Below are 24,241 nucleotides of genomic sequence, written 5' to 3'. Positions count from 1 at the left end.
CTGGTAAATCAGTATCATTTGTGAGTTATATGGCTAATTAGTAAGCCAAGTGGACAGCTATAAAAAGTAATTTGTTCTGGGACATAACAGTTTTTATTACGATTCGGGTTGGTAATCTCGCGTGAGGGATTACAGTGGAGCTCTTTTTTATTTGGCTTTTTCAGCCAAATAAAAAAAGCGGGAACGGAAAGCCCGACCCGCTTTTTTCAAGCGGGACACGCCCAAAGAATAGTTGTTGTTTATAGAATGGAACGATAAAAAATAAAAGAGGAAATGAATAATTATACCAATTTCAATACAAGCGAAGAGTTTTTTGTAGATATGCAACGTTGCATTGGGTGTAAAGCCTGTGAATTAGCTTGTGCTGAATGTGAAACGAATGGGCAAGAATCGATGATTCATGTGAATTATGTGGATCGTGCCGCTACGGTGCAAACGACTGTTCAGGTGTGTATGCATTGTGAAGACCCGGTTTGTGCGAATGTGTGTCCGGCAGATGCGATTTCGAAAGACGAATTTGGGATTGTGCATACGGCTAATACGGAAAGATGTATTGGTTGTTCGAATTGTGTTTTGGCTTGCCCTTTTGGTGTACCCAAAAAAGAAGAGAACTACGACTTGATGATGAAATGTACTATGTGCTACGACCGAACGAGCGTGGGTAAAAAGCCAATGTGTGCAACGGTTTGTCCTAGTGGAGCTTTATTTTTTGGAACAAAAGCCGAGATTGAAGAAATGCGACCTAATAGCACGCCTGTGAATAGTTTTGTTTTTGGCAAAGAAATTGTGAATACCAAAGTCAATATTATGATGCCAAAAGGAAGTACGGAGTTGGTTATATATTAAGCTGTGAGAGGTGAATAGTAAAAAGTTAATCGAAAACTTTAAACCTGAAACTTTAAACTTTAAACTTTACAAAATGTCAAAAGAAGATAATTTAAATAAAAATTGGAAAAAGGATTTTCCTATTTTAAAACAAGAAGCGACTCAGGTAAGTCGTCGTGATTTTGCTAAATTCCTTACCCTTGTTTCAGGAGGGTTAATGGTTGGTAGTGGTTTAGTCGCTGCCAAAGCGCACTTGATGCCAAAAGAAGAGGTTGCAGGTGAGCATTTTGTTTGTAAAAAAGACGAAGTGCCTGTGGGAGGAACCCGTGGTTTTGTAATTGAAGGGAGCACGGTTCCTTATATATTAATACACTTGGAAACCGGTGAGTTTAAAGCATATGAACAAAAATGTACCCACCTTTCTTGTTCTGTTTTTTACAAACCGGGAACCGGTATTATTCATTGCCCTTGCCATGAAGGTTCATTTGATGCCAAAACAGGAGATGTAATTGCGGGGCCTCCACCTAGAGCTTTACCTAAATTAGAAGTGTTCTTTAAAGACAATGACATTTACGTAAAAGCAGCTACTGAATCAACTGCGAGTTAAACAAAAAACAATAAAATAAATTACTATGAGTAGTTTCCGAAAAAGCCAGAATCAAGCCAATCCCAATAAATTGAACAACATACTATCTACTTTGATATTCATCTTGGTTTTCAATGTGAGTATTCAAATATGGTTGCTGTATGCCGCTTTAAATAATGCTTTGGATAATCATAAGGAGATTTTGATTCCTGCATTTATCGCCTCTCTAATTCTGTTTTTGATTGGTTTTGGTTGGATGTATTATTTACCGAAAGGGAATTTTAAAAAGTAAAAGACGTAAAAAAAGGAACTTCGAATTGAAGTTCCTTTTTTTAATCTACTAATTCAATTTTAACTTCTTATCTCGTTCTTCTCTTTTTTGAGAAATATAAAACTCTGTTTCCGTGACTATTTTCGAAACAGTTTTCTCCGAATAATTAACCAAACTATTCAATGAATTACTAAATAATAAATCTACTACTTTTCTGGTCTAATCCCGCTTGTCAATAGTCGAACATTCAAAATGAATTTTACATAATTTCTTGATATCTTCTTCTATATTTGTAATCTCAAAATAAACTATTAAATGATTTGAAATACGGTATTTATAAGGATAACCTGCAATATATTGAAATAAGAAAGTTTTATTATCTATACTACACTCAAAAAAACCTAAATTATTTTCTTTTAATCCTTCAAATTTATTTTTTAGTAATTCAAAAATTTTCTGCTTTCTCTTCAAAGAAATCTTTTTAGCAACAACCTTATTAAAGTAAATTTGAGAAACAATCAATAATAGAATTAATAAAAAGGTAATTAGTAGAAACATTTAAAAATGGTTTAAGCAATTTTTTTTCTAAAAATACAAAAAAAGGAACTCCAGTACGAAGTTCCTTTTTTAATATATTCTGTGCTAATCTGTGTTTTTAAAACTTAGCCTACTAATTCCACTACTTTAGTTTCTCCTTCAACCGCCACTTTAGTCAAGCCGTGTTTAGACAAACCTTTCATAGATGCATCCCATTTTTTACCACTTAAATTAGCCGAAATTTTAAGCTGAACTAAATCCATTTTATTTTCGTTTCCTTTCAATAAATCGAGAATTAATTTTTCTTCAGCAGTCAATTCAATTTGAACTTGTTTTTTCTCAGGTCGCATTTGTGGAAACAACAACACCTCTTGAATCGAAGCGTTATTCGTCAAGAACATCATCAAACGGTCCATTCCAATTCCTAATCCAGATGTTGGTGGCATTCCGTATTCTAAGGCTCTCAAGAAATCTTCATCAATAATTCCAGTTGCTTCATCATCCCCTTTTTCAGCTAGACGCATTTGGTCTTCAAAACGCTCACGTTGATCGATTGGGTCGTTTAATTCAGAGTAGGCATTGGCAACCTCTTTACCACAAACCATCAATTCAAAACGCTCTGTCAACTCAGGATTGTCACGGTGCTCTTTACACAATGGTGACATTTCTTTTGGATAATCTGTAATAAATGTTGGTTGAATATAATTTCCTTCACATTTCGCTCCAAAAATCTCATCAATCAGTTTTCCTTTCCCCATGGTTGCATCCACTTCGATTCCCATCCCTTTGGCAGCTTCATACAATTCAGCTTCCGTTTTTCCAGAGATATCAAAACCTGTAAAATGCTTAATCGAATCGGTCATCGTTACACGAGCATACGGCGCTTTAAAACTAATCTTGTGCTCCCCAAAAGTAGCCTCACTAGTTCCATTTACTCCAATAGCACAATGTTCCAATAATTTTTCGGTGAAATCCATCATCCAATTGTAGTCTTTGTAGGCTACGTATATTTCCATCGCAGTAAACTCAGGATTGTGCGTTCTGTCCATTCCTTCGTTACGGAAGTTTTTTGAGAATTCATACACCCCATCAAATCCACCAACAATCAATCTTTTTAAATACAACTCATTCGCAATACGCATGTACAACGGCATATCAAGTGAGTTATGATGCGTAATAAACGGACGTGCCGCAGCACCACCAGGAATCGATTGTAAAACCGGTGTTTCCACCTCAAGATAGCCTGCATCGTTAAAGAAACCACGCATGGCATTGAACAATTTTGTTCTCTTGATGAACGTATCTTTCACGTTTTGGTTCACTGTCAAATCCACATAACGCATACGGTAACGCAATTCGGCGTCGTTAAACGCATCGTGCACTTTTCCATCTTCATCCACTTTAGGCAAAGGCAACGGACGCAAAGTTTTACTCAAAAAAGTAAACCCACTCACACGGATGCATTTTGCGCCAACTTGTGTTGTAAACAATTCTCCTTCAACACCAATAAAATCACCTAAATCGGTTAATTTCTTAAAAACTTGGTTGTACAAAGTTTTGTCTTCTTCTAAACACAATACATCACGATTCACATACAATTGAATGCGTCCTTCACTATCTTGCAATTCAGCAAAACAAGCTTTTCCTTGATCTCTCACGCTCATCAAACGCCCCGCTACAATCACCTTCTTACCCTCTTCAAAACTCTCCTTTATTTGTTTGGAAGTATGATTTACAGGAAAAAGATTAGCAGGATAAGGATTAATCCCTAGGTTGCGCAAGCTTTGCAATTTTTCTCTTCGGATAATTTCTTGTTCAGATAATGCCATTGTGTTCAGATTTTAAGAGCGCAAAGATAAAGTTTTTGCAATCAAGTTCAAAACCTAATCTTTGTGGTTTTTAAGAAGCAGAAAATCCCCGTTTTCAATAATGATTCCTCCCGCAATCCACTATATTTTTTTGTCAAAAAAGGCAAAAAAAGGATGCCGCTCCTACCTGCCTGTCGGCAGACAGCTCGGGGCTAAACCGGAAATTAGACCACTATAAAAAAGATTTTTATTTGGAGTAAAACAAAAAAGCAAATGAAGTAATCTCCATTTGCTTTTTTTTAGTGTTGAATTGTATTAATTAATTTGTAATCATGATTTGTTTAGAGGAAACTAACGAATCATCAGTCCCCTGAACTTTAATGATATAATTCCCTTTTGGAAAAGCACTTACATCTAAAGACACTCTATTACTGTTATCTGTGTTTTTTTCAAACACCTTTTTACCATCTACTGCATAAAGTTCGATTTTCGAAATAGTATTCGTTGCCGACTCAATAGTTAAATCATTTCTTGCTGGGACAGGAAAAACAGTAATAGCATTATTAAAAGTATTTCCTTTTACTGACAGATAGATTTGACCATAGAATTCAATTTCAGTGATAGTAGAAAAGGCTGATGTCGAATTTCCTCCACCAATAATTTGCACGTATCTCGCTTGATTTGCAAAAGCAAACGTTTTGAATTCGGCATCTGAATTACTAGTAACATTAGTAGTTGCAGAATAATTCACTCCATCTGTAGAAAAACGAATTCCATAATAATATGATTTAGTAGCAGTTCCTGTTGTTGCAATTTTTATAGATTCTAATGTGTATAAACTTCCCAAATCATAGGTAAGAATCCCTCCATTTGCATTATCAGCCCATTTAGTACTCGTGCTTTTATCTAAAGTATTAATGGCATAATTTGTATTAGTCCCTCCCACTTGTTCCGAATTGGTAGTTACCGAAACAGGATTTCCATTAGTACCCGTATTTATCAATGTGGCAGCCGATACTGTAATCACACTCGTGTCAGTAAAACCGCCATCGTCGGTAGTAGCCGTAATCGTTACGCTACCCGCTTTTAATCCTGTTACAATTCCTGATGTGCTAACTGTTGCAATTGTTTGGTCACTTGAGCGATAAGTCACCGTTTTATTGGATGCATTTGAAGGATTTACTGAGGCTATTAATTGTTGCGTTTTCCCTATTTGAACAGTTGCTGTTTTTGGTGATAAGGTTACACCAGTAGCAGCAGTTACAATGCCAAATCCCGCACCTGTATGGTCAACATCAAAGTCATAGACCACAACTTCACCATAATTATCCGGAAGTCCTGTAGAAGTTCCTTCTTCAGTTGGATTACTTTGGGTGTAATTACCTACCTTAAAATAAGATTGATCATAAGTTTTGTCCATCACATAATCGTTGCCCTCTGCTTTAATCAAATACGAAGAAGCTGTTCCGTTTTTATAGGCATTCCACAGATTTCCATCTTCTGAATAATAACAATAATGTTTACCGTTAACGACTTTAAAAATCACTTCGTGAATTGTACCTAGGGTATAATTTGTCTTGATAGACACATTACTTCTTAATTTACCCCCGTTAAAAGATAAAAATAAATTAGTCCCCTCCAATCTCATTACCATCGAATCATCAATTCCGGCCGTTTTATCTCCATGAATTTGGGTAGCTACTAATTGTGGTTTTTTTATTGGCAAATGTGTAATCGCTTGTTTCACATAAAGTGCATGAGTTCCTGTAGTTGTCCAATAAATATCCGTAAGACCGTCCGTTGTTCTTTCTCTAAGTTCCGACCGAATATTGGATGAATTGGGCGTTGTCCCATTATCACTTCGCACAGGAGCTTTAAAAACAATAGCATTTCCAGTTGGATTTACAAAAAAGAACTCGTTGTTAGGTTCACCACATAAGGTTTTATCCTCAACTCCAGTGGGATAAGTAATTTTCCACTGATTACAGTTTCTCATCAAATTTGATGGAACTTGTGCCATTACAGCTTTACTAAAACATAAAAACATAATACATAATGCATAAAAATATACACTATTTGTGTTTCGGGTTTGCTTATTCATTTGTTTCTAAATTAATTCTAATAGTTGGTTAGTTGTTTTATTAAGAACTGGTTATCCAGTTTTCAGATTGTAATATTAGATTATTTTTTTGAATCAACAACAATTGGTTAACCACTTTTTTATAAAAAATATTTTAAAACTAAAAAAAGGGATAATTTTTTAAGATATACCTCTTTTAAAACTACCTAAATCAAAAAAAATCTTAATTGTTAATTGTTAATCCATAATCTTATGAAAATTCTTCTATATTTGAATCCCATAAAAAAATAACCCAATAGGACTGAAATAGCTTTGAGTTCAACTGAATTTCAAGAAATATATCATCAACACAAATCTCTCGTGTATAACGTGGCGCTGAGTTATGTTCAAAATATTGAAGATGCCGAAGAGATTACACAAGATGTTTTCATACAACTTTTTCAATCCATAGATACCTTCAAACAACAATCCACCTTAAAAACTTGGATTTACCGCATAACCATCAATAAGAGTTTGGATTTTTTAAAACATAAAAAAAGCCAAAAACGCTTCTTCATTTTTGGAAAACGGTCTGAAAACGAAAATGAAATACAAAATATTTCGAATTTTGAACATCCTGGAATTTTATTGGAAAACAAAGAAAAATCTAAACTGCTTTTTGACGTTATTAATGAATTAGGAGAAAACCAAAAAACAGCTTTTATTTTATCCAAAATTGATGGATTAAGCAACCCCGAAATTTCGGTGATTATGGAACTAAGTATCTCTTCTGTGGAGTCACTCCTTTTTAGAGCTAAAGACAATTTGAAGAAGAAATTAGGAAATAAATTTGATGAATACCGCAAGAAAAAATAAATAATGTAGTCTAAATGAATATGGAAAGAGAAAATTGGATAAACGAAATTATAGACTCTACGAATCAAATCGTAAAAGTTCTTCCAAGTGATGGGTTGTATGCTAAAATTCAGTCCCAAATGAATGTGCAAAAAACAATCGACATTAAATGGGTTTGGTTAGCTGCAGCCTCAATTTTGCTACTTGCGAGTATCAATATCAAAGTCATTTTAAACGAAATTCAATCAGAAAAAGAAATTCAAGAAACTGCTTTAATTGCATCAATCACTGATTCAAATCTATTTTACAAACAATAACTATGAACAAGATAAAAGTATTAACCTATTCTCTTATTGTACTTGTTATTTTTAACATAAGTATGATTGTGTTTTTTAAAATTATAAAACCGCGCGACTGTGGAGGAAATTTTCGTAACGGACCTCGAAAAATGATTATCGAAAAACTTCATTTTAACGAAGACCAACAGAAACAATTAGAAGCTTCAATAGAAATGCACATTGAAAAAGTTAAAAGTTTTGAGAAACAAATCCAACAAACAAAAGAAAATTTATACGCTCAGTTAAGTCAGCCAAAAGTAGATATTAAAGCAAAAGATAGTTTGATTAATGTATTGGGAGATATTCAAAAACAGATTGAAACCTCTCGTTTCAATCATTTCAAAAAAATTAGAGAAATCTGCAACACACCTGAACAAAAAGAAGACTTTAAAGAACTAACAGTTGAATTATCTAAAATGTTTTCACATAGAAGGATGTCTTCAATAAAAGACAATCAAAAAAAATAATTGCAAACAAACCGCAAGAATTAAATAAAAGATACGTCTTAAACAATAGATAAAAACAAACTAATACTCCCAATATGAAAAAATCATTATTTTTAATTATTCCGTTTTTAAGTATACTTTTATTTTTAGCTTGTAGCAATTCTGACGATAATTCGACAGCAGCAACTACAACGCCAACTTCAACAGTTCCTGATGTCTACAAAAAAATATATGGAGCGACGAGCATCACCACTGACGGAACCTATGTAACAATCAAGACCAACGGTCAACCCGACCATAAAAGTGTTTATTACCCAACCACACATGCGAAATACGAAGCTTTTAGCGGAACTACTTTTGGCGGAGCTACTTTTCGTCAAAACCCAAATACTATTAGTTTAACCAATTCCTTTACTTTCAAAATTCCTTTAAATCCAGCTGTTGCCACAACACATAGTTCCACTCCAATGGGAGCTATAGGCGTATCAATAAACGGTGTACCCTTATTTAATCAATATGCCGCTGGCGGTTCTCCATTAACAAATGAAGTTGCCTCATTTGATCAATATAGAGGACATCCAACAGGTACTCATATGTATCACTACCATGTGGAGCCACTTTATTTAACACAAACTAAAGGCAAAGAAGCCTTGATGGGTTTCTTACTTGATGGTTTCCCTGTTTATGGCCCTGAAGAAAACGGAGCTGCTGTTACTGGTCTAGATGTATACCACGGTCACACAGGCGTAACTGTTGACTATCCAAACGGAATCTATCACTATCACATCACTAATTCAGACCCATATATCAACGGAAATGGATTTTATGGTACTGCAGGAACGGTTTCGAACTAAGTTTTTATTTACCGCAAAGACGCAAAGGCAATAAGTTTTTTTTAAGCCACTAAGATACTAAGATTTCAATTTGTGTAATTTGTGGTTACTATTTTTTAAAATTTCTGTGAGAATGGGTAACCAGAGCAATTGCGAATAGGCGAAGCAAATCTGTATTTAAATACTATGAGTTCGAAAATCAATACTTTTACAAAAACAATCTTCGCTTTGATAGCAACAACAATCTTTATTAGTTGCAATCAGAGTCATAAAGAAATGCCTCAAAGACAAGCACAAAAAACACCTTCGATTTATAAATTAGCGTCAGATTCAAGTTTTAATTTCAAACAAGATACTTTATACTTCAAAACCGAAAAATATTCTGGAAAAATATATGAAATCTATCCTAGCAAAGATACTGTATTTGTAAAATCCTATTTAAACGGCATGCTTGAAGGTGTTCAAAAACAATGGTACGACAACAAAGTGTTAGCCGAAAAACGCTTGTATATTGCCAATAAAAAAGAAGGCATTCATGAAGGCTGGTGGGAGAATGGAAAACCTAGATACAAATATCATTTTAACAACGATGAGTTTCATGGTGAAGTCCTCGAATGGTACAAAAAAGGACAGTTATTCAAGCGTTTTCATTACAACAACGGTTATGAGGAAGGAAGTGAAAGATTATGGTACGAAGACGGCAGCGTACGTGCCAATTATGTGATTAAAAAAGGAAAAAAATACGGCTTAATTGGAATCAAACTTTGCAGAAACCCTTATGAAACAGACAACTAATTTCATCGTATTCATCATCACTCTTTTCGTAGTTTTCTCTTGTAATAAAGTCAAGAAAGACGATAATGAGGATGTGTTGCCTTTTATCAATTCAGCCGAGTTTACACCAGAATGGATTAGCCCAAACAGTCCCGAATATCCAGAAATCCATACCATACCCGATTTCTCTTTTACCAACCAAGATGGACAAACCGTAACCGAAAAAACGGTTGAGGGTAAAATTTATGTTGCTAATTTCATGTTTACCAGTTGCGGAAGCATTTGCCCCAAAATGACCGACAACATGAAAATCCTTCAAGATAAATACACTAATGATTCCTCTGTCTTATTACTTTCTCATACTGTCACTCCCGAAAGAGACAGCGTTTCTATTTTAAAACAATATGCTATTAACAAAGGCTGTATTTCTGGAAAATGGCATTTACTGACAGGGAATAAAAATGAAATTTATTCTATCGCTAAAAGACAATATTTCGCAGGAGACTCCATAGGTTATTACGGCAAACTCAATGATTTTCTACACACCGAAAACTTTATATTAGTTGATGGAAAACGGCGTATTCGTGGCGTTTACAATGGAACTTTACCTATCGAAATGGAACGAATTATCGAGGATATCACCACGCTTAAAAAAGAAAACTAGTTTTAAGTTAGAGTTTGTATCTTTGAAAAAAAATCATAATTCATGACTTTCTTCAAAAAAATAGCACTTCTTACCCTAGTACTACTATTTATAAGTTGCAATTTCACCGAAAACATCAATGTGAATCCTGACGGAACTGGAGATTTTTCTATCGAAGTTGATGGTTCTGGTTTGATGGCCATGGCTGGAGACAAGATTGGAGAAAAACTAAGTGATTCCAAAGACAAAAAAAGTATCGATTCTACTTTTTCATTCAAAGAACTTTTTGAACAAAAAAAAGATAGCATCGCTAAACTTTCTGCCAAAGAACAAGCCTCTTTAAAGAAAATGGAAAATTTTGTCATGCACATGAAAATGAATGCTGAAAAAAAAGAATTATTATTTTCGATGAATACCCCTTTTCAAAACGTATCCGAACTCCAAGATATGATGAGTGGCATAAAAACATTGAACGATTTAAAAGCTAAGTCTAGTAAAAAAGAAATGCCTAACCCTTTGGGTGATGGCTTAAACAACAACAGCCAACTTAATTTTTCATATAACGGAAAAAAGTTTACCCGAACTGCCATCATTGACAAAGAAGCTTTGAAAAAAGATTCGCTAGGCATGGCCAAAATGATGTTTGCATCTTCAAGATACACTTTAAAATACCATTTTCCTAAGCCTGTAAAATCTGTTTCAAATCCAGATGCTTTATATAGCGCAGATAGAAAAACCATTACCATACAATATCCATTTACTGATTACATGGATAATCCAGAAAAGATGAACCTTACAATAGCCTTCGAATAACAAATGAATAAAAACATCCAACTTCAAGATTTAGGAATCAAAGGCTACAAAGAAACTTGGGAATTTCAAGAAGAACTATTCAAAGAAGTCGTTGATTTAAAAATTCAAAATAGAAGAAACGAAACCCAAATAGATACCCCAAATTATTTCCTTTATGTCGAACATCCACATGTTTATACTCTAGGAAAAAGTGGTGATTTGAGTAATCTGTTATTATCAGAAAAACAACTTGAAGCCAAAGGTGCCACTTTTTACAAAATCAATCGTGGCGGCGATATCACCTATCATGGTCCTGGACAGATTGTTGGCTATCCTATTTTAGACTTAGAAAATTTTTTTACTGACATTCATAAATACTTGCGCCTTCTTGAAGAATCGATTATTCTTACTTTAGAAGAATACGGTTTAGTATGCGGCCGTAGCGATGGAGAAACTGGGGTTTGGCTTGGTGTAGGAACACCTTTTGCTCGAAAAATATGTGCTATGGGCGTACGTGCTTCACGCTGGGTTACCATGCATGGTTTTGCTTTAAATGTAAACGCTGATTTGGGCTATTTTGACAATATTATTCCTTGTGGGATTCGCGGTAAAGCAGTGACTTCCTTAAACGTTGAATTAGGGGTCGAAAAAGTTGATGAAACCGAGGTTAAAGCCAAAATACTAAAACATTTCGCTATCCTTTTTGAAGCTTCATTTATAGGCATTTAAAGGTATTTAAACACAAAGGTCACAAAGAAGGCACTAAGAACACAAAGCTTTTCTTTAACCACTAAGTCGCTGAAACGCAAAGAATCGTATAAATAATTCCTTATTTATGTTCGCAAGAACACGAATCAAATCCGTAAAAATCTAACATTAGCTTTTGCTAATCTGTTTTATCTAAATAAAGACAACGTATATAAAAAATTCGTTTTTATCCGCGTCCCATAACGCAAGCCAAGAAAAACTTAGCGAGCTTTGTGCCTTCTTTGTGCCCTTTGTGGTTAAAAAAAATCATCGTATCTGCCTCCCATAACGCAAGCCAAGAAAAACCTTAGTGAGCTTTGTGCCTTCTTTGTGCCCTTTGTGGTTAAAAAATCCGTTTTATCCGCCTCCCATAACGCAAGCCAAGAAAAACCTTAGTGAGCTTTGTGCCTTCTTTGTGCCCTTTGTGGTTAAATTTTCATGGTTAAATTTCTAATTTCAACTGCTCCGGCAGCAATCGAAAACTCATCCTATGGTATTTCGTAGGACCATATTTCCTAATCGCTTCACGGTGTTCTTTGGTGGGATAACCTTTATTTTTTTTCCAATTGTACATCGGAAATTCTTCATGAATTTTATCCATATACTCATCCCTATAGGTTTTAGCTAAGACCGAAGCTGCTGCTATACTCATAAACTTAGCATCGCCTTTTACAATACTCTGATTTGGAATGGATTTCAAAAGTTCGATTTCCTCATTTGTAAATCGCTTCCCATTGGTGTTTTTCAAACCTAATTTAGCATTCAATGCTCTGTTGCCATCTACTATAATAAATTCGGGGGTAGGATTGAGTTTCAAAACAGACTCTTGCATTCCTTTCATCGAAGCGTTAAGGATATTGATTTCGTCAATTTCATTTGGAAACAAATGCGTAACCGCAAAACTGAGTACTTGTTCTTCGATAATAGGCCTTAATTTTTCCCTTACTTTTTCTGTTAATTGTTTTGAATCATTAAGCAAATCCAAAAGTAATTTAACCGAATCGACATCACTTCCCTCTCCTTTGCTTCGCCAGTTCGCTGTCGCTCGTGTGGAGAAGGCTGGAGAAAGAATTACTGCTGCGGCCGTCACTGGACCAGCCAAACAGCCTCTACCCGCTTCATCGGTTCCTGATTCTAATATAAAATTCGAAAATTGACTAGAAAGCATACTTTGGTATTTTAAAAAAACAAAGATTATAAAATTTTAGTTAGTTTCATTCGTTATTCCTTTTATTTAATAAGGATATACACTTGAGTTTAAAAAAACAACGAATTCATGAATTAAAAAAAGAATTATAAACCAAACCCTATTCCATACTAACGTTCTAATTTGTGAATTGGTGGCGAATCTTAGTCATTCATTATTCCATCTCTTTCTATCCGTAATCAACTGCAATAAGTTGTTTTTTTATAGCTATTTATCAATTACCTTTGCCCAAATTAATTATCAATACACATATTGCCTAATCAGTTGTTCCCAATGAGAATTCTCTTTTACCTATATATATTCCTTTTGCCTATTATCATGTTCTCACAAGTACGCTCAAGAGAAAATGAATCAAAAAGCAATTTTTCAGACCGTTTAAAAGGTCCACAAAACAATGACACTACAAAAGTAGCTACCCTTGATATGTATCGTTTTATTTCAATTGAAAAAGACACTACCTATATTGATACTTCATTGACTATTCAACGAGAATACAGCCACAATTATTTACGTAAAGACACCTTTGGACTATTAGCATTTCCTAATGAAGGTCAAACATACAATACCCTACAATATAGTTTAACTGATTTTACAGCCTACCCAACCATGGGGTTACAAGGAAAACACTTTAGTTTTATTGAAGCAAATCAAATTCGTTACGCCTCAGTTGCGACACCGCTAACCGAATTGTTTTTTAAATCAATTATAGGTAAAGGACAATTAGTAGATTCCTATTTTACCTTAAACATCCATCCACGACTAAATTTTTCTATTGCCTACAAAGGAATGCGCTCAGAAGGAAAATACATCAACCATTTTTCTAATGCTGGTCATTTTAGATTTACCACTAGTTATAATAGTAAAAACGAACGCTATTTTGCAAACGCTCACTTTACCTCTCAAGATATCTTGAACGAAGAAAATGGAGGTATCACTACCCTTAGCGATTTTGAAAGTGCCAATGTTGACTTTGCAAACCGTCAAAGTCTAGAAGTATATCTTACGGATGCCGAATCCTTCCTAAAAGGGAAACGCATATTCCTTGACCATAATTACCGAATCAACCCCAAACGTGGCGCTAACAACTTGTACGTAGAACATCAATTCAACTACGAAAATAAATTTTTCGAATACTATCAACCTACCATTACTTCAACTGTTGGAAGTACAACTGTATATCGCTTTGGTGACTCTTTCGTAACTAGCGGACTCAAAGATCAAATCCATTACAATAAAATGTACAATAAAGTAGGTTTGACCTATGAAAACACAACTTTAGGTAAATTCAGATTCTTTGCTGATGATTTCCGTAGTAATTTCTATTATTATAAAATCCTAGTTAAAGAAGACGGTACCGTCGTTCCAGATGCTTTAAACCGACAAATTAACAGTGCTGGTGGACAATACGAATATCAAAAAAACAAATGGAACGGTAAATTCTTGTACACTCGTTCAATTACCAATCAATCTCTATCGAATCTTGATGCCAATATGGCGCTCAATTGGAACGATGATTTCCAATTTTCTTTTCAATACCAAAACTTAAACAAACTAGCTAACGACAACTACAATTTGTTCCAAAGCAGTTTTGTAGATTACAATTGGTCAAACAACTTCAAAAACGAAAAAATAAACCTCTTAGCTGCCAATGCCTACACTCCATGGATAAATGCTTCTTTGACTTTATTAACATTAGATGATCATCTATATTTTGAAAATGTAGCAACAACTACTGACCAACAAATTATAGCTCCTAATCAATACGGAAACACCATCAATTACGTTTCTCTAAAAGCCAGCAAGGAAATCAAATTTGGAAAATTCGGATTTGACAACACCATTCTGTACCAAAAAGTAGACCAACCAGATAACATCCTTAATGTTCCAGAACTCGTAACCCGCAATACATTGTATTACACCAACTACTTTTTCAATAAAGCCTTATACTTACAAACCGGTATCGTATTGAATTATTTCACGAAGTATTATGCCAATGACTACAACGGTGTGACAGGAGAATTTTTTATCCAAAACCAAAAAGAAATTGGAAACTACCCAAACCTTGACTTTTTTGTAAATGCCAAGATTCAAAGAACCCGAATTTTCATCAAAGCCGAGCATTTCAATTCGTCATTAACTGGCAACAATTATTACTCGGCACCTAACACGCCTTTTCGTGATATGACCATCCGTTTTGGACTAGTGTGGAATTTCTTTAATTAATATTTTTAGGAGCATAGCGTTTGTACATTCATTCAACATCGTTCCCGCTCTCCGCATTATCTTTTATACTGCGGCTTGCTACGCCGCCACAATATAAAAGGATAATTTGCTGCGATCGGGGCTATAGAGAGAACATTTTGCTTATAATAATCACTTTGAAATTCCAAATCAAAAATCGTGACCCGAGCCTGAAAGGCGAACGGTCATAGTAATCCTAAATCATAAATCCTCTTGACTTTCACCGCTATAGATTTCGAAACCGCCACTGCATTTCACCCTTGTTCCGTAGGGATTGTAACCGTCGAGAACGGTATTATTGTCGATGAATTTGTGACTCTAATAAAACCACCTAATAATTTATACAGTCCATTTACGATACAAGTTCACGGAATTTATCCGCACCATACCGCAAATGCAAAAAGCTTTGTGCAAGTATTCCCTGAAATCAAAAAAAGATTGCAAAACAGAATAGTTGTAGCGCACAACGAAAGTTTTGACCGAAACGTATTGGCAAAATCCATGGCACTTTACGGCTTGGATTATGACGAATTAAACATCGCTCCCCGCTGGGAATGCACCGTAAAAATCTACAAAGCCAAAGGATTGAAACCAACCAAATTAAGTGATTGCTGTCGTGCCATGAACATCCAACTCAACCATCACGAAGCACTATCAGATGCTCGTGCTTGTGCTAAATTATATCTGTTAAAATAATTTTATTTCGTTTGGGAATTTTTCTTACTTTAGTTTAGTATTTAGATAATTCCCCATGAAAGAAGATTTTCTACATTACCTCTGGAAATTCAAGAAGTTCAACACGCTTGATTTAAAAACCACTCAGGAAGAGTTGGTTACTATTCATCACCAAGGGCAGTATTTAGAATTGGCTGGTCCTGATTTTTTCAATGCTCAAATTAGCATTGGAAACCAAAAATGGGCTGGAAATGTCGAAATTCATATTAAATCTTCGGATTGGTATGTGCATCACCACGAGCGAGATGCCGCTTATGAAAATGTTATTCTCCATGTTGTTTGGGAACATGATGCCGCCATTTTCAGACAGGACAACACCGAAATTCCCGTAATTGAACTCAAAAACTATGTTGAAAAAACAACGTTGGACAATTACCAATCGTTGCTCACACCTAAGTCTTGGATTTACTGCGAAAAAGAATTAGCAAGCATCGACTCCTTCCTTTTCAAAAACTGGCAAGAACGTTTGTTCTTTGAACGTTTAGAACGAAAATCTAAAATCATTTACGATTTATTAGAAACCACAAACAACGATTGGGAAGCTGTACTTTTTCAACTCTTGGCCAAAAACTTTGGACTCAACACCAATGGCGCTACTTTTTTGCAATTGGCACAATCCATTCCGTTTTCCATCATTCGCAAAGAAAGTTTTGAAGTTGAAAACCTAGAGAGTCTGCTCTTTGGAAACGCTGGTTTATTGGACACCGAAAAAGAAGACACCTATTTTACCAATTTGAAATTTCGTTATTACTATTTATTACATAAATACCAATTAGAAAAAACACATCTCGCACCAGTACAATTTTTCAAACACCGACCTGATAATTTTCCAACGATTCGGTTGTCGCAATTGGCACATTTGTACTATAGCCATCAAAACCTATTTTCAAAAGTTTACGAACTCAATTCCGTAAAAAAAGTTTACGAGATTTTTAAGGTTAGTACTTCAGACTATTGGCAAGAACATTACCAATTTGACAAACCAAGTCCGAAGAAAAACAAAAAATTATCACATAGCTTTATTGACTTACTCATTATCAACACGATAATCCCATTACAATTTGCGTATGCCAAAAGTCATGGTACCGAAATCTCTGAAAATTTAATCCAACTCCTTTCAGAAGTATCCGCTGAGAAAAACAGTATTATCGAAAAGTTTATCCTTCAAGGGATAAGACCTCAAAATGCTTTTGAAACACAGTCGCTACTCCAACTCAAAAACGAATATTGTTCGAAAAGCAAATGTTTGGACTGTTCCATTGGAATGGAGTTGCTAAAATCAAAGTAACCTTAAAATTAACACCACGAATTCACGAATTGCCATTTAACTTAAACAAGAAAATCAAAAACATAAACATTATATAATTTGCAAAACAACCTAGTACAACGTCAACAAAATCCAGAAAAACTTAACTGTCAGCAAAATAAATTCGTGAATTCGTGGCCTTTTACAAACTAGAGCGTTTCACTTAAAAGAGAGTTATTTATTTTTTTGTAGTTTTACCCTCTAAGTAAGAATATAATAATTTAACTAACAACATCTCTGCTTTAGGCAGATTAGTGTAATTAACCACAACTATATTTCGTGTAAATTTGTGAAATTTGTGTTTAAAAAATATATTGTCTTTTAATTCGCTTTGCTTGATTAAAAACTTAAATTAGTAACTTCAAATTTACAAAACAGATGTTTCCAGCAGTACTCAAACTTAAATTCTTCCTAGAAAAACATGGCTTTCATGTTTCTTCTCGTTTGGCAGATAAACTAGGAATGCGCGCCAATAGTGTTCGCCTATTTTTTATATACATTTCGTTTGTTACCGTAGGTTTAGGATTTGGAATTTACCTCATACTTGCCTTTTGGATTCGGTTGAAAGATTTGGTTCGTGCAAAACGAACTTCAGTCTTTGACCTTTAACTTTTACTATTAAATTACTAACTAAAATCAAATAAATTTTGGCTGTACAATCAGATTCTTGGGGTTCACGAGTAGGTTTAATATTAGCAATGGCAGGAAACGCTGTTGGTTTAGGAAACTTCCTCCGCTTTCCCGTTCAAGCTGTTCAAAATGGAGGTGGCGCCTTTATTGTTCCTTATTTAATATGTTTTCTAATAATGGGAATCCCGTTATTATTCATCGAATGGTCTTCGGGTCGTTTTGGAGGAAAGTTTGGAAATCACAGTACACCCTATATTTTAGATTCAATGGTCAAAGGAAGAATACTCAAATACATAGGAGTATTTGGAATTTTCACCAATATAGCTGTCGCCGCCTATTATTGTTATATTGAATCCTGGACAATGTCTTATGTTTACCATTCGATAATTGGAACTTTCGAAGGAATGAATCAAGCCGATGTGGCTGGCTTTTTTAGCTCCTATATTGATATCGGACATTCGACAACAGGAATCCCTTATGAAGCCATCATTTTTTATCTTTTATGCTTGGTTATCAATACTTATATTTTATCAAAAGGATTAAAAGGTATCGAAAAAGTCGCCAAGATAGGGATGCCATTATTGATTTTATTTGGCGCCATTTTGGCCATCAAAAGTTTAACATTAGGCACATCAGGCGCCTCCGAAATATTTCCGAACGCCAATGCTTGGGACGGTTTTAACTTTATTTGGACACCACAATACGACTCTATATTTGATTTAAAAGTATGGATGGCGGCCGCAGGACAAATCTTTTTCACCTTGTCTGTAGGTATGGGAACCGTACATTGTTACGCCTCTTATCTTGAAGAAAAAGATGATATCGCTCTAAATGCTGTTTCAGCAGGTTTCATGAATGAATTTGTCGAAGTGGTTTTAGGAAGTATGATTGTTATACCTATCGCAGCTGGATACTTAGGTTTAGACTGGGTGATTGAAAATGCAGGATTCGGAATGGCTTTTCAAACTATGCCTTATTTATTTCAACAATGGGGAAGTTTAATTGCGATTATTGCGGGTGTACTTTGGTTTGGCTTGTTGTTTTTCGCGGGGATTACCTCTTCATTAGCCATGGGAACTCCTTGGATTGGATTCATGCGAGATGAATTTGGCTGGTCACAAAACAAAGGGGCATGGTCATTTGGATTAATTGCTTTGATCATGGGATTACCAACGGTGATTCTCTTTCAGCAAGGTGTTTTTGACGAATACGATTATTGGGCTGGAACCGTTAGTTTAGTATTATTTGCCATGCTAGAGACTATTTTATTCTCTTGGATATTCGGAATGGAAAAAGGCTGGAAAGCTATTACAACTGGTGCTGATATTCAAGTACCTATTATTTACAAATACATTATCAAGTTTATTACGCCTGTCATGTTAATTATTATTTTCATGGGGTCTTTATTCAAGCCCAAAGACAATGATTGGTCAGGAAATATAGCTAATTTAGTTTCGGGAAAAGGTTGGTCGTTAGACAATGGCTCTATAATCAAAACGATAACACATTCTGGTATCAAAGAGCATCTAGCCTCAGCAACAGACCCCGTGATAATAGCCCAATTACAAGATCAGATTTTCTATCTCAATTTTGCTCGATTGATGCTCTTAGGCTTGTTTCTCTTTATCTGTGGATTGGTCTATGCTGCTTTTCAAAAAAGATATAAAGAAGGACGTAACACCCTTTAAAAAAGATTATTTATTCATCTAAAATTAATAAAATGAATACAGAAGCATTAGTAACCATGTTACTCACTCAGGGAATTGTCGTTTTATTCGCTTTATATTTTTTCTATAAAGTATTGACCATAAAACCCAAGCAAGAACCCGATTCCTTTTCAGAAAACAATGATGACGTAGAAAGACAAAAAGAAAAATAATCTTTTAATTCTTAATACACTTAAGTCCATGAAAAATATCAAATCCTACTTTTTGTTTTCCAAAGAACAAAGGAATGGCATTTTTCTATTGGTACTTATCATCATTACTATTCAAGCAAGTTGGTACTTTTATAACACCACAAAAGTCAAAGACTGCTTAACTTCGAAAGAAGAAAAGCAATGGCTGGCGATGCAGTCTCAAGTCGACAGTCTTAAAGCGGTTTCTTTTGAAAAGAAATACGAAATCAAACCATTTAACCCTAATTTCATCACTGATTACAAAGGGTATAAATTAGGAATGTCAGTAGCTGAGATTGACCGTTTACTGGCTTTTCGTAAAACCAATCAATACGTCAATTCAGCCAAAGAATTTCAAAACATTACTAAAGTTTCCGATTCCCTATTAGCTACTATTTCGCCATATTTTAAATTCCCAGATTGGGTCACAAATAAAAAAGAACCTAAGGAATATGTAAAATATGAAAAAGCCTCTTTTTACAAAAAAGAAAAAATAAGTATCATCGATATCAATACTGCTACTCAAGATGACTTAATGAAAATTAATGGCATTGGCCCAGGATTTTCGGAACGTATCATCAATTTCAGAGAAAGTCTCGGCGGCTTTGTTTCAATGGAACAAATGCAAGATGTATGGGGTTTACCTCCAGATGTGATTACAAAACTCAATGCCAATTTTAAAATCGTCCCTAGTTCCCATTTGAAAAAAATTGACATTAACAATGCTTCTTTAAAAGAGATTGCGCAATTTCCTTATTTTAGATATGCAATTGCTAAAGAAATCGTAACCTATAGAAGCATGAATGGTGACATCAAAAATGTTGCTGATTTAACAAAAATTAAAGGCTTGTCTATTGAAAAAGCAACGATTATAGCCTTATATTTGACCTTTTAAAAAATACCCATACGATGAACTTTGATTATAACGAAACGCAGTCGATGATTGCGCAGTCCATAAAAGATTTTGCCGAAATTAACATCCGTCCATTTATCATGGAATGGGATGAAGCTCAGACTTTTCCAGTTCCTTTATTTAGGAAGTTAGGAGAGATGGGATTTATGGGGATTTTAGTTCCTGAAAATTTAGGCGGTTCTGGTTTAGGGTATCACGAATACATCACGATTGTTGAAGAAATATCAAAGGTAGACCCTTCTATTGGTTTGTCTGTAGCAGCTCATAATTCATTATGCACCAATCACATTTTGACCTTTGGAAATGAAGAACAAAAGAAAAAATGGATTCCAAAACTAGCTAGCGGTGAACATATTGGTGCTTGGGGATTAACAGAACACAATACAGGTTCTGATGCGGGAGGAATGAATACTACAGCCAAAAAAGATGGTGATTATTGGATTATAAACGGCGCTAAAAATTTCATTACACATGCTATCTCTGGTGACATTGCAGTGGTAATTGTAAGAACAGGAGAAAAAGGTGATTCTCACGGAATGACAGCTTTTGTTTTTGAGAAAGGAACAGCTGGGTTTACATCTGGAAAAAAAGAAAACAAATTAGGAATGCGAGCTAGTGAAACGGCCGAATTAATTTTTGACAACTGTCGTATTCCAGATGCCAATAGATTAGGGGAAGTAGGAGACGGATTTATCCAAGCCATGAAAATTTTAGATGGTGGACGTATTTCTATTGGTGCATTGTCATTAGGAATTGCTAAGGGAGCTTACGAGGCCGCTTTAAAGTATTCTAAAGAAAGACATCAATTTGGAAAGCCTATCAGTAGCTTTCAAGGTATTTCATTCAAACTAGCCGATATGGCTACGGAAATTGAAGCTTCGGAACTGTTATTACACAAAGCTGCCTTTTTAAAACAACAACACAAACCTGTTACAACTTTGGGAGCAATGGCAAAGATGTACTCCTCTGAAGTTTGTTGTAAAGTAGCTAACGAAGCGATACAAATTCACGGTGGTTATGGCTATACTAAAGATTTTCCTGTAGAGAAATTTTATCGTGATGCTAAGCTATGCACCATAGGAGAAGGAACTACTGAAATTCAAAAAGTAGTAATAGCTCGAAATTTATTAAAAGACTAAGATTTTATTTTAACATTATACTCTTTAAAAAACCATTAAGAGATTAAGTTTATTAAGGCTTGTTTAGCTTAATTTTCTTAATCTCTTAATGGTTTAAAAATTTAATGCTTAATTTTTATCCAACTACATAAACTGCAACGCTATCGCCTTTTGATAGCTCGTAGCCTCCATCTTCCACATAAACCAGTCCATTCGAAACGGAAAAAGTATTTAGCATCGAAGAATTTTGATGCGTTAATATCGTTACTTCTTCCCCTATTATTTGAGCTTTTAAAAATTGATTTCTAGCATTGCTCACACTAAAATCATGTGCTAATTTTTTAGTTTCCGTTTGACCATAATCTCTTGCTAGACCGGACATCATTTGTAACGTTGGCAAAACATACACATAAAAGCAAGTCAAAGAAGCCGCAGGATTACCTGGTAAAGCAAACACTCTTTTATCCTTTAATTTACCAGCAAAAAGAGGTTTTCCTGGTTTTTGTTTTACTTTATAAAAAAGCGTTTCAACACCTAAATACTCCAACGCTTGAGCGACAAAGTCATAATCTCCCACTGAAATACCCCCTGAAACCAAGATGACTTCATTTTCGGTAAGTGCCTGTTCTAGTATCATTTTCGTGTTTTCAAAATCATCGTTGACTTCGTAGGTTTTGATAATATTATAAGAATCATCCTGCAAAGCTGTTTGTAACATGATCGAATTACTCTCATAAATTTTCCCGTAGGTCAATGGCAATCCAGGTCGTACTAATTCATTTCCCGTGACTATAATACCAACAGTTGGTTTTTGATAGACATTTACCCTAGTAAAACCTAAACCTGCCAAAAAACCAATACAAGCTGCATTAAGTTGGGTTCCTTTTTGTAGAGCCAAATCCCCTTTGCTGTTTTGTTCTCCAATAGGACGAATGTTCATATTTAATTTAGGAGCCTCAACCAACTTTAAGACCCTTCCCTCTTGGGTTACTTTTTCAATTTGCATAACCGCTTGAGCTGAATCAGGAACTGGCGCACCTGTAAAAATTTTAACCGCCTGCCCCGGCAATAAATTAACTTGATGCACATCTCCGGCTTTAATTTCACCAATAATTTCATACTCTAAACTATCATGTAATCCCAAAGCAAAACCATCCATAGCTGATTGTCGAAAAGGCGGCATACTCATAGGTGCATACAAATCTTCGGCAAGAATGTGTTTCCTGGCTGAAGTCAAAGACATTTCTACAACCTTAAGAGCAGGCACATTATTTTTGAGTATCGAAAAAGCTTCTTGAACACTAACCATAAGTATATTTTTATTTCTTTTCAAAAATACAATTCCAAAAGGATTCTGACCTAATTATTGATTATCCATTTAAAAAAAAATGAAACAGTAATACTATTATTGCCCTACTTTAACTACACAAAACCTCTTTGCTACACATAGTAAAAAACAGCTTTTAGTTATATTTTAGATTTTTTTCACACTCTTATTTTACAAAACCAAATCAATCCCAAAAATGACATTTATTATTTTGATACCAAACAAAAACATTCTTTAAATTAAATATAATTTTTAACAGTGTTTTAAGTTAATAAATAGCAATAATATCGCAAATAACCTCCTAAAAAATAAGCGATTAATTTATTTTTTGAATTCAAAATATTTATACATTTACCTCAGTTTTACAAGGGATAACAAAACCTTTTTTGAACCCTAAAAACAAATTAACTCAAAAACTTAACAACAAAATGAAAAAATTAATTATCGCAGCTTTATTAGCTGTTAGCTTAACTGGATTTGCACAAGATGGGAAAAAGAAGCAAAGCTATGCTGAAAAAACATTAGAGAAAATGGCTACTGAATTGACTTTGACTCCTGACCAACAAGCAAAAATAAAACCGATGCTAGAGGCTAAGGGAGAACTTAAAAAAGATGATAAGGAAAACCCAGACCACGTTGAAGACAACAAAGTAAAATCTAAAGAAATCGACAAAGAAATCAGCAATCTTTTGACTAAAGAACAAAGACAGTTGAAAAAGGAATTAAAAGAAAAAGAAAACGCTGCTAAAGCTGCTGCAGCACAATAAAAAAATAGCACCAAACTAAAATCCCGTCTTGTACGGGATTTTTTTTTGCTTAAAATAAAAAAACAACCAAATATGTTAATTTTTCATTAAACCATTAAACCTTTTAAACCTTCCTTGGTCTTATCATCACAAACTTTTAAAACAACTAAATAAAATGAAAAAATTAATTGTAGTAGCTTTATTAGCTATTGGTTTAACAGGATTTGCTCAAGAAGGAAAAAAGAAAAAAGGTGGTCATGAAGTTAGCACTGAAATGAGAGTTAAAAAAATGACTGAAGAACTATCTTTAAATGCAGACCAACAAAAAAAAGTAGCAGTACTTCTTGAAGAACAAACAGCTATAAGAAAAGCAGTAAAAGAAAATCCTGAAAACAAAGAAGAGAACCGTGCAAAAATGAAAGAAAACGGGAAAAAACTAAAAGAAGTTCTTACTCCTGAACAATTTGAAAAATGGAAAGCTAACATGGACCAAAGAAAAGGTCAGGGTGGAGAAGGAAAAAAGAAAAAAGCTTCTGAATCTGAAGAATAGTCTCTATTGTAACAAAACGAAAAAACTTCCAGAAATTCTGGAAGTTTTTTTTGTTAT

General features: G+C 34.6%; 26 protein-coding genes. 21 read left to right on the top strand and 5 right to left on the bottom strand.

What is annotated here, in order from left to right; genetic code table 11:
• The first annotated feature begins 273 nt into the window (after positions 1-273).
• From SLW70_RS06900 to SLW70_RS06890, 3 genes are all read left to right on the top strand, one after another.
• A complete protein-coding gene (locus tag SLW70_RS06900; protein ID WP_320891359.1) occupies positions 274-846 on the top strand; it encodes a 4Fe-4S dicluster domain-containing protein in 573 nt (190 codons plus the stop codon).
• Positions 847-919: 73 nt separating this feature from the next.
• The gene (locus tag SLW70_RS06895) at positions 920-1,432 is read left to right on the top strand and encodes a Rieske (2Fe-2S) protein (protein WP_320891357.1); all 513 of its coding nucleotides are present in this window, start codon (positions 920-922) and stop codon (positions 1,430-1,432) included.
• A 25-nt stretch (positions 1,433-1,457) separates the two neighbouring features.
• Positions 1,458-1,703 (top strand): DUF6755 family protein, encoded by a 246-nt coding sequence (locus tag SLW70_RS06890; protein ID WP_320891356.1) that lies wholly within the window; start codon positions 1,458-1,460, stop codon positions 1,701-1,703.
• Between the two features lie 198 nt (positions 1,704-1,901).
• On the opposite strand, the gene SLW70_RS06885 is transcribed toward SLW70_RS06890, so the two are convergent.
• The 3 genes from SLW70_RS06885 to SLW70_RS06875 all read right to left on the bottom strand — a co-directional run bounded on the left by SLW70_RS06885 (position 1,902) and on the right by SLW70_RS06875 (position 6,128).
• Positions 1,902-2,153, bottom strand: a complete 252-nt coding sequence (locus SLW70_RS06885) for a hypothetical protein (protein ID WP_320891355.1) — start codon at positions 2,151-2,153, stop codon at positions 1,902-1,904.
• A 191-nt stretch (positions 2,154-2,344) separates the two neighbouring features.
• Entirely contained in the window at positions 2,345-4,048 is a 1,704-nt protein-coding gene (gene lysS, locus SLW70_RS06880) for a lysine--tRNA ligase (RefSeq protein ID WP_320891353.1), read from the bottom strand.
• Between the two features lie 298 nt (positions 4,049-4,346).
• A complete protein-coding gene (locus SLW70_RS06875; protein WP_320891352.1) occupies positions 4,347-6,128 on the bottom strand; it encodes a polysaccharide lyase family 7 protein in 1,782 nt (593 codons plus the stop codon).
• 291 nt (positions 6,129-6,419) lie between these two features.
• Between SLW70_RS06875 and SLW70_RS06870 the strand changes: the two genes are divergently transcribed.
• From SLW70_RS06870 to lipB, 8 genes are all read left to right on the top strand, one after another.
• Positions 6,420-6,962, top strand: a complete 543-nt coding sequence (locus SLW70_RS06870) for an RNA polymerase sigma factor (protein ID WP_320891350.1) — start codon at positions 6,420-6,422, stop codon at positions 6,960-6,962.
• 20 nt (positions 6,963-6,982) lie between these two features.
• Complete coding sequence (locus tag SLW70_RS06865) at positions 6,983-7,258, top strand: hypothetical protein (RefSeq protein ID WP_320891348.1); 276 nt, start codon at positions 6,983-6,985, stop codon at positions 7,256-7,258.
• A gap of 2 nt (positions 7,259-7,260) precedes the next feature.
• Positions 7,261-7,746 (top strand): hypothetical protein, encoded by a 486-nt coding sequence (locus SLW70_RS06860; RefSeq protein ID WP_320891347.1) that lies wholly within the window; start codon positions 7,261-7,263, stop codon positions 7,744-7,746.
• A gap of 74 nt (positions 7,747-7,820) precedes the next feature.
• Positions 7,821-8,579, top strand: coding sequence for a YHYH protein (locus tag SLW70_RS06855; protein WP_320891346.1), 759 nt, complete (start codon positions 7,821-7,823; stop codon positions 8,577-8,579).
• A 165-nt stretch (positions 8,580-8,744) separates the two neighbouring features.
• Entirely contained in the window at positions 8,745-9,353 is a 609-nt protein-coding gene (locus tag SLW70_RS06850; RefSeq protein ID WP_320891345.1) for a hypothetical protein, read from the top strand.
• Entirely contained in the window at positions 9,337-9,996 is a 660-nt protein-coding gene (locus tag SLW70_RS06845) for an SCO family protein (RefSeq protein WP_320891344.1), read from the top strand. Before SLW70_RS06850 ends, SLW70_RS06845 begins: the two co-directional genes overlap by 17 nt.
• 42 nt (positions 9,997-10,038) lie before the next feature.
• A complete protein-coding gene (locus tag SLW70_RS06840; protein ID WP_320891343.1) occupies positions 10,039-10,788 on the top strand; it encodes a hypothetical protein in 750 nt (249 codons plus the stop codon).
• 3 nt (positions 10,789-10,791) lie between these two features.
• Positions 10,792-11,496: a lipoyl(octanoyl) transferase LipB gene (gene lipB / locus SLW70_RS06835; protein WP_320891342.1), complete on the top strand. Its 705-nt coding sequence runs from the start codon at positions 10,792-10,794 to the stop codon at positions 11,494-11,496.
• 460 nt (positions 11,497-11,956) lie between these two features.
• Here the strand turns inward: lipB and SLW70_RS06830 are convergent, their stop codons facing one another.
• A complete protein-coding gene (locus SLW70_RS06830) occupies positions 11,957-12,682 on the bottom strand; it encodes a ribonuclease HII (protein WP_320891341.1) in 726 nt (241 codons plus the stop codon).
• A 312-nt stretch (positions 12,683-12,994) separates the two neighbouring features.
• Between SLW70_RS06830 and SLW70_RS06825 the strand changes: the two genes are divergently transcribed.
• The 8 genes from SLW70_RS06825 to SLW70_RS06790 all read left to right on the top strand — a co-directional run bounded on the left by SLW70_RS06825 (position 12,995) and on the right by SLW70_RS06790 (position 21,582).
• On the top strand, positions 12,995-14,944 hold the full coding sequence (locus SLW70_RS06825; protein ID WP_320891340.1) for a putative porin: 1,950 nt from the start codon (positions 12,995-12,997) through the stop codon (positions 14,942-14,944).
• 231 nt (positions 14,945-15,175) lie between these two features.
• The gene (locus SLW70_RS06820; protein ID WP_320891339.1) at positions 15,176-15,658 is read left to right on the top strand and encodes a 3'-5' exonuclease; all 483 of its coding nucleotides are present in this window, start codon (positions 15,176-15,178) and stop codon (positions 15,656-15,658) included.
• A gap of 55 nt (positions 15,659-15,713) precedes the next feature.
• Positions 15,714-16,985 (top strand): DUF2851 family protein, encoded by a 1,272-nt coding sequence (locus tag SLW70_RS06815; protein ID WP_320891337.1) that lies wholly within the window; start codon positions 15,714-15,716, stop codon positions 16,983-16,985.
• A gap of 396 nt (positions 16,986-17,381) precedes the next feature.
• Positions 17,382-17,612, top strand: coding sequence for a PspC domain-containing protein (locus tag SLW70_RS06810; protein ID WP_320891336.1), 231 nt, complete (start codon positions 17,382-17,384; stop codon positions 17,610-17,612).
• A 38-nt stretch (positions 17,613-17,650) separates the two neighbouring features.
• On the top strand, positions 17,651-19,321 hold the full coding sequence (locus SLW70_RS06805; protein ID WP_320891334.1) for a sodium-dependent transporter: 1,671 nt from the start codon (positions 17,651-17,653) through the stop codon (positions 19,319-19,321).
• Between the two features lie 32 nt (positions 19,322-19,353).
• A complete protein-coding gene (locus SLW70_RS06800; RefSeq protein WP_320891332.1) occupies positions 19,354-19,512 on the top strand; it encodes a hypothetical protein in 159 nt (52 codons plus the stop codon).
• A 28-nt stretch (positions 19,513-19,540) separates the two neighbouring features.
• The gene (locus tag SLW70_RS06795; RefSeq protein WP_320891330.1) at positions 19,541-20,425 is read left to right on the top strand and encodes a helix-hairpin-helix domain-containing protein; all 885 of its coding nucleotides are present in this window, start codon (positions 19,541-19,543) and stop codon (positions 20,423-20,425) included.
• 14 nt (positions 20,426-20,439) lie between these two features.
• Positions 20,440-21,582: an acyl-CoA dehydrogenase family protein gene (locus SLW70_RS06790; RefSeq protein WP_320891329.1), complete on the top strand. Its 1,143-nt coding sequence runs from the start codon at positions 20,440-20,442 to the stop codon at positions 21,580-21,582.
• 115 nt (positions 21,583-21,697) lie between these two features.
• Here the strand turns inward: SLW70_RS06790 and glp are convergent, their stop codons facing one another.
• Positions 21,698-22,870 (bottom strand): gephyrin-like molybdotransferase Glp, encoded by a 1,173-nt coding sequence (gene glp, locus SLW70_RS06785; protein ID WP_320891328.1) that lies wholly within the window; start codon positions 22,868-22,870, stop codon positions 21,698-21,700.
• A gap of 446 nt (positions 22,871-23,316) precedes the next feature.
• Between glp and SLW70_RS06780 the strand changes: the two genes are divergently transcribed.
• Both SLW70_RS06780 and SLW70_RS06775 read left to right on the top strand, forming a co-directional pair.
• On the top strand, positions 23,317-23,655 hold the full coding sequence (locus SLW70_RS06780; protein WP_320891327.1) for a hypothetical protein: 339 nt from the start codon (positions 23,317-23,319) through the stop codon (positions 23,653-23,655).
• A gap of 154 nt (positions 23,656-23,809) precedes the next feature.
• A complete protein-coding gene (locus SLW70_RS06775; RefSeq protein WP_320891325.1) occupies positions 23,810-24,184 on the top strand; it encodes a hypothetical protein in 375 nt (124 codons plus the stop codon).
• Positions 24,185-24,241: the final 57 nt, after the last annotated feature.

Source organism: Flavobacterium sp. NG2, from assembly GCF_034119845.1.
GTDB lineage: Bacteria > Bacteroidota > Bacteroidia > Flavobacteriales > Flavobacteriaceae > Flavobacterium.
This window is presented reverse-complemented; position numbering and strand designations above follow the sequence as displayed.

Coding starts and splice junctions, on each gene's coding strand:
- SLW70_RS06900 (WP_320891359.1), top strand. CDS start 274: ATGAATAATTATACCAATTTCAATACAAGCGAAGAGTTTTTTGTAGAT.
- SLW70_RS06860 (WP_320891347.1), top strand. CDS start 7,261: ATGAACAAGATAAAAGTATTAACCTATTCTCTTATTGTACTTGTTATT.
- SLW70_RS06890 (WP_320891356.1), top strand. CDS start 1,458: ATGAGTAGTTTCCGAAAAAGCCAGAATCAAGCCAATCCCAATAAATTG.
- SLW70_RS06845 (WP_320891344.1), top strand. CDS start 9,337: ATGAAACAGACAACTAATTTCATCGTATTCATCATCACTCTTTTCGTA.
- lysS (WP_320891353.1), bottom strand. CDS start 4,048: ATGGCATTATCTGAACAAGAAATTATCCGAAGAGAAAAATTGCAAAGC.
- SLW70_RS06850 (WP_320891345.1), top strand. CDS start 8,745: ATGAGTTCGAAAATCAATACTTTTACAAAAACAATCTTCGCTTTGATA.
- glp (WP_320891328.1), bottom strand. CDS start 22,870: ATGGTTAGTGTTCAAGAAGCTTTTTCGATACTCAAAAATAATGTGCCT.
- lipB (WP_320891342.1), top strand. CDS start 10,792: ATGAATAAAAACATCCAACTTCAAGATTTAGGAATCAAAGGCTACAAA.
- SLW70_RS06795 (WP_320891330.1), top strand. CDS start 19,541: ATGAAAAATATCAAATCCTACTTTTTGTTTTCCAAAGAACAAAGGAAT.
- SLW70_RS06825 (WP_320891340.1), top strand. CDS start 12,995: ATGAGAATTCTCTTTTACCTATATATATTCCTTTTGCCTATTATCATG.
- SLW70_RS06840 (WP_320891343.1), top strand. CDS start 10,039: ATGACTTTCTTCAAAAAAATAGCACTTCTTACCCTAGTACTACTATTT.
- SLW70_RS06855 (WP_320891346.1), top strand. CDS start 7,821: ATGAAAAAATCATTATTTTTAATTATTCCGTTTTTAAGTATACTTTTA.
- SLW70_RS06790 (WP_320891329.1), top strand. CDS start 20,440: ATGAACTTTGATTATAACGAAACGCAGTCGATGATTGCGCAGTCCATA.
- SLW70_RS06895 (WP_320891357.1), top strand. CDS start 920: ATGTCAAAAGAAGATAATTTAAATAAAAATTGGAAAAAGGATTTTCCT.
- SLW70_RS06800 (WP_320891332.1), top strand. CDS start 19,354: ATGAATACAGAAGCATTAGTAACCATGTTACTCACTCAGGGAATTGTC.
- SLW70_RS06875 (WP_320891352.1), bottom strand. CDS start 6,128: ATGAATAAGCAAACCCGAAACACAAATAGTGTATATTTTTATGCATTA.
- SLW70_RS06810 (WP_320891336.1), top strand. CDS start 17,382: ATGTTTCCAGCAGTACTCAAACTTAAATTCTTCCTAGAAAAACATGGC.
- SLW70_RS06830 (WP_320891341.1), bottom strand. CDS start 12,682: ATGCTTTCTAGTCAATTTTCGAATTTTATATTAGAATCAGGAACCGAT.
- SLW70_RS06865 (WP_320891348.1), top strand. CDS start 6,983: ATGGAAAGAGAAAATTGGATAAACGAAATTATAGACTCTACGAATCAA.
- SLW70_RS06780 (WP_320891327.1), top strand. CDS start 23,317: ATGAAAAAATTAATTATCGCAGCTTTATTAGCTGTTAGCTTAACTGGA.
- SLW70_RS06775 (WP_320891325.1), top strand. CDS start 23,810: ATGAAAAAATTAATTGTAGTAGCTTTATTAGCTATTGGTTTAACAGGA.
- SLW70_RS06815 (WP_320891337.1), top strand. CDS start 15,714: ATGAAAGAAGATTTTCTACATTACCTCTGGAAATTCAAGAAGTTCAAC.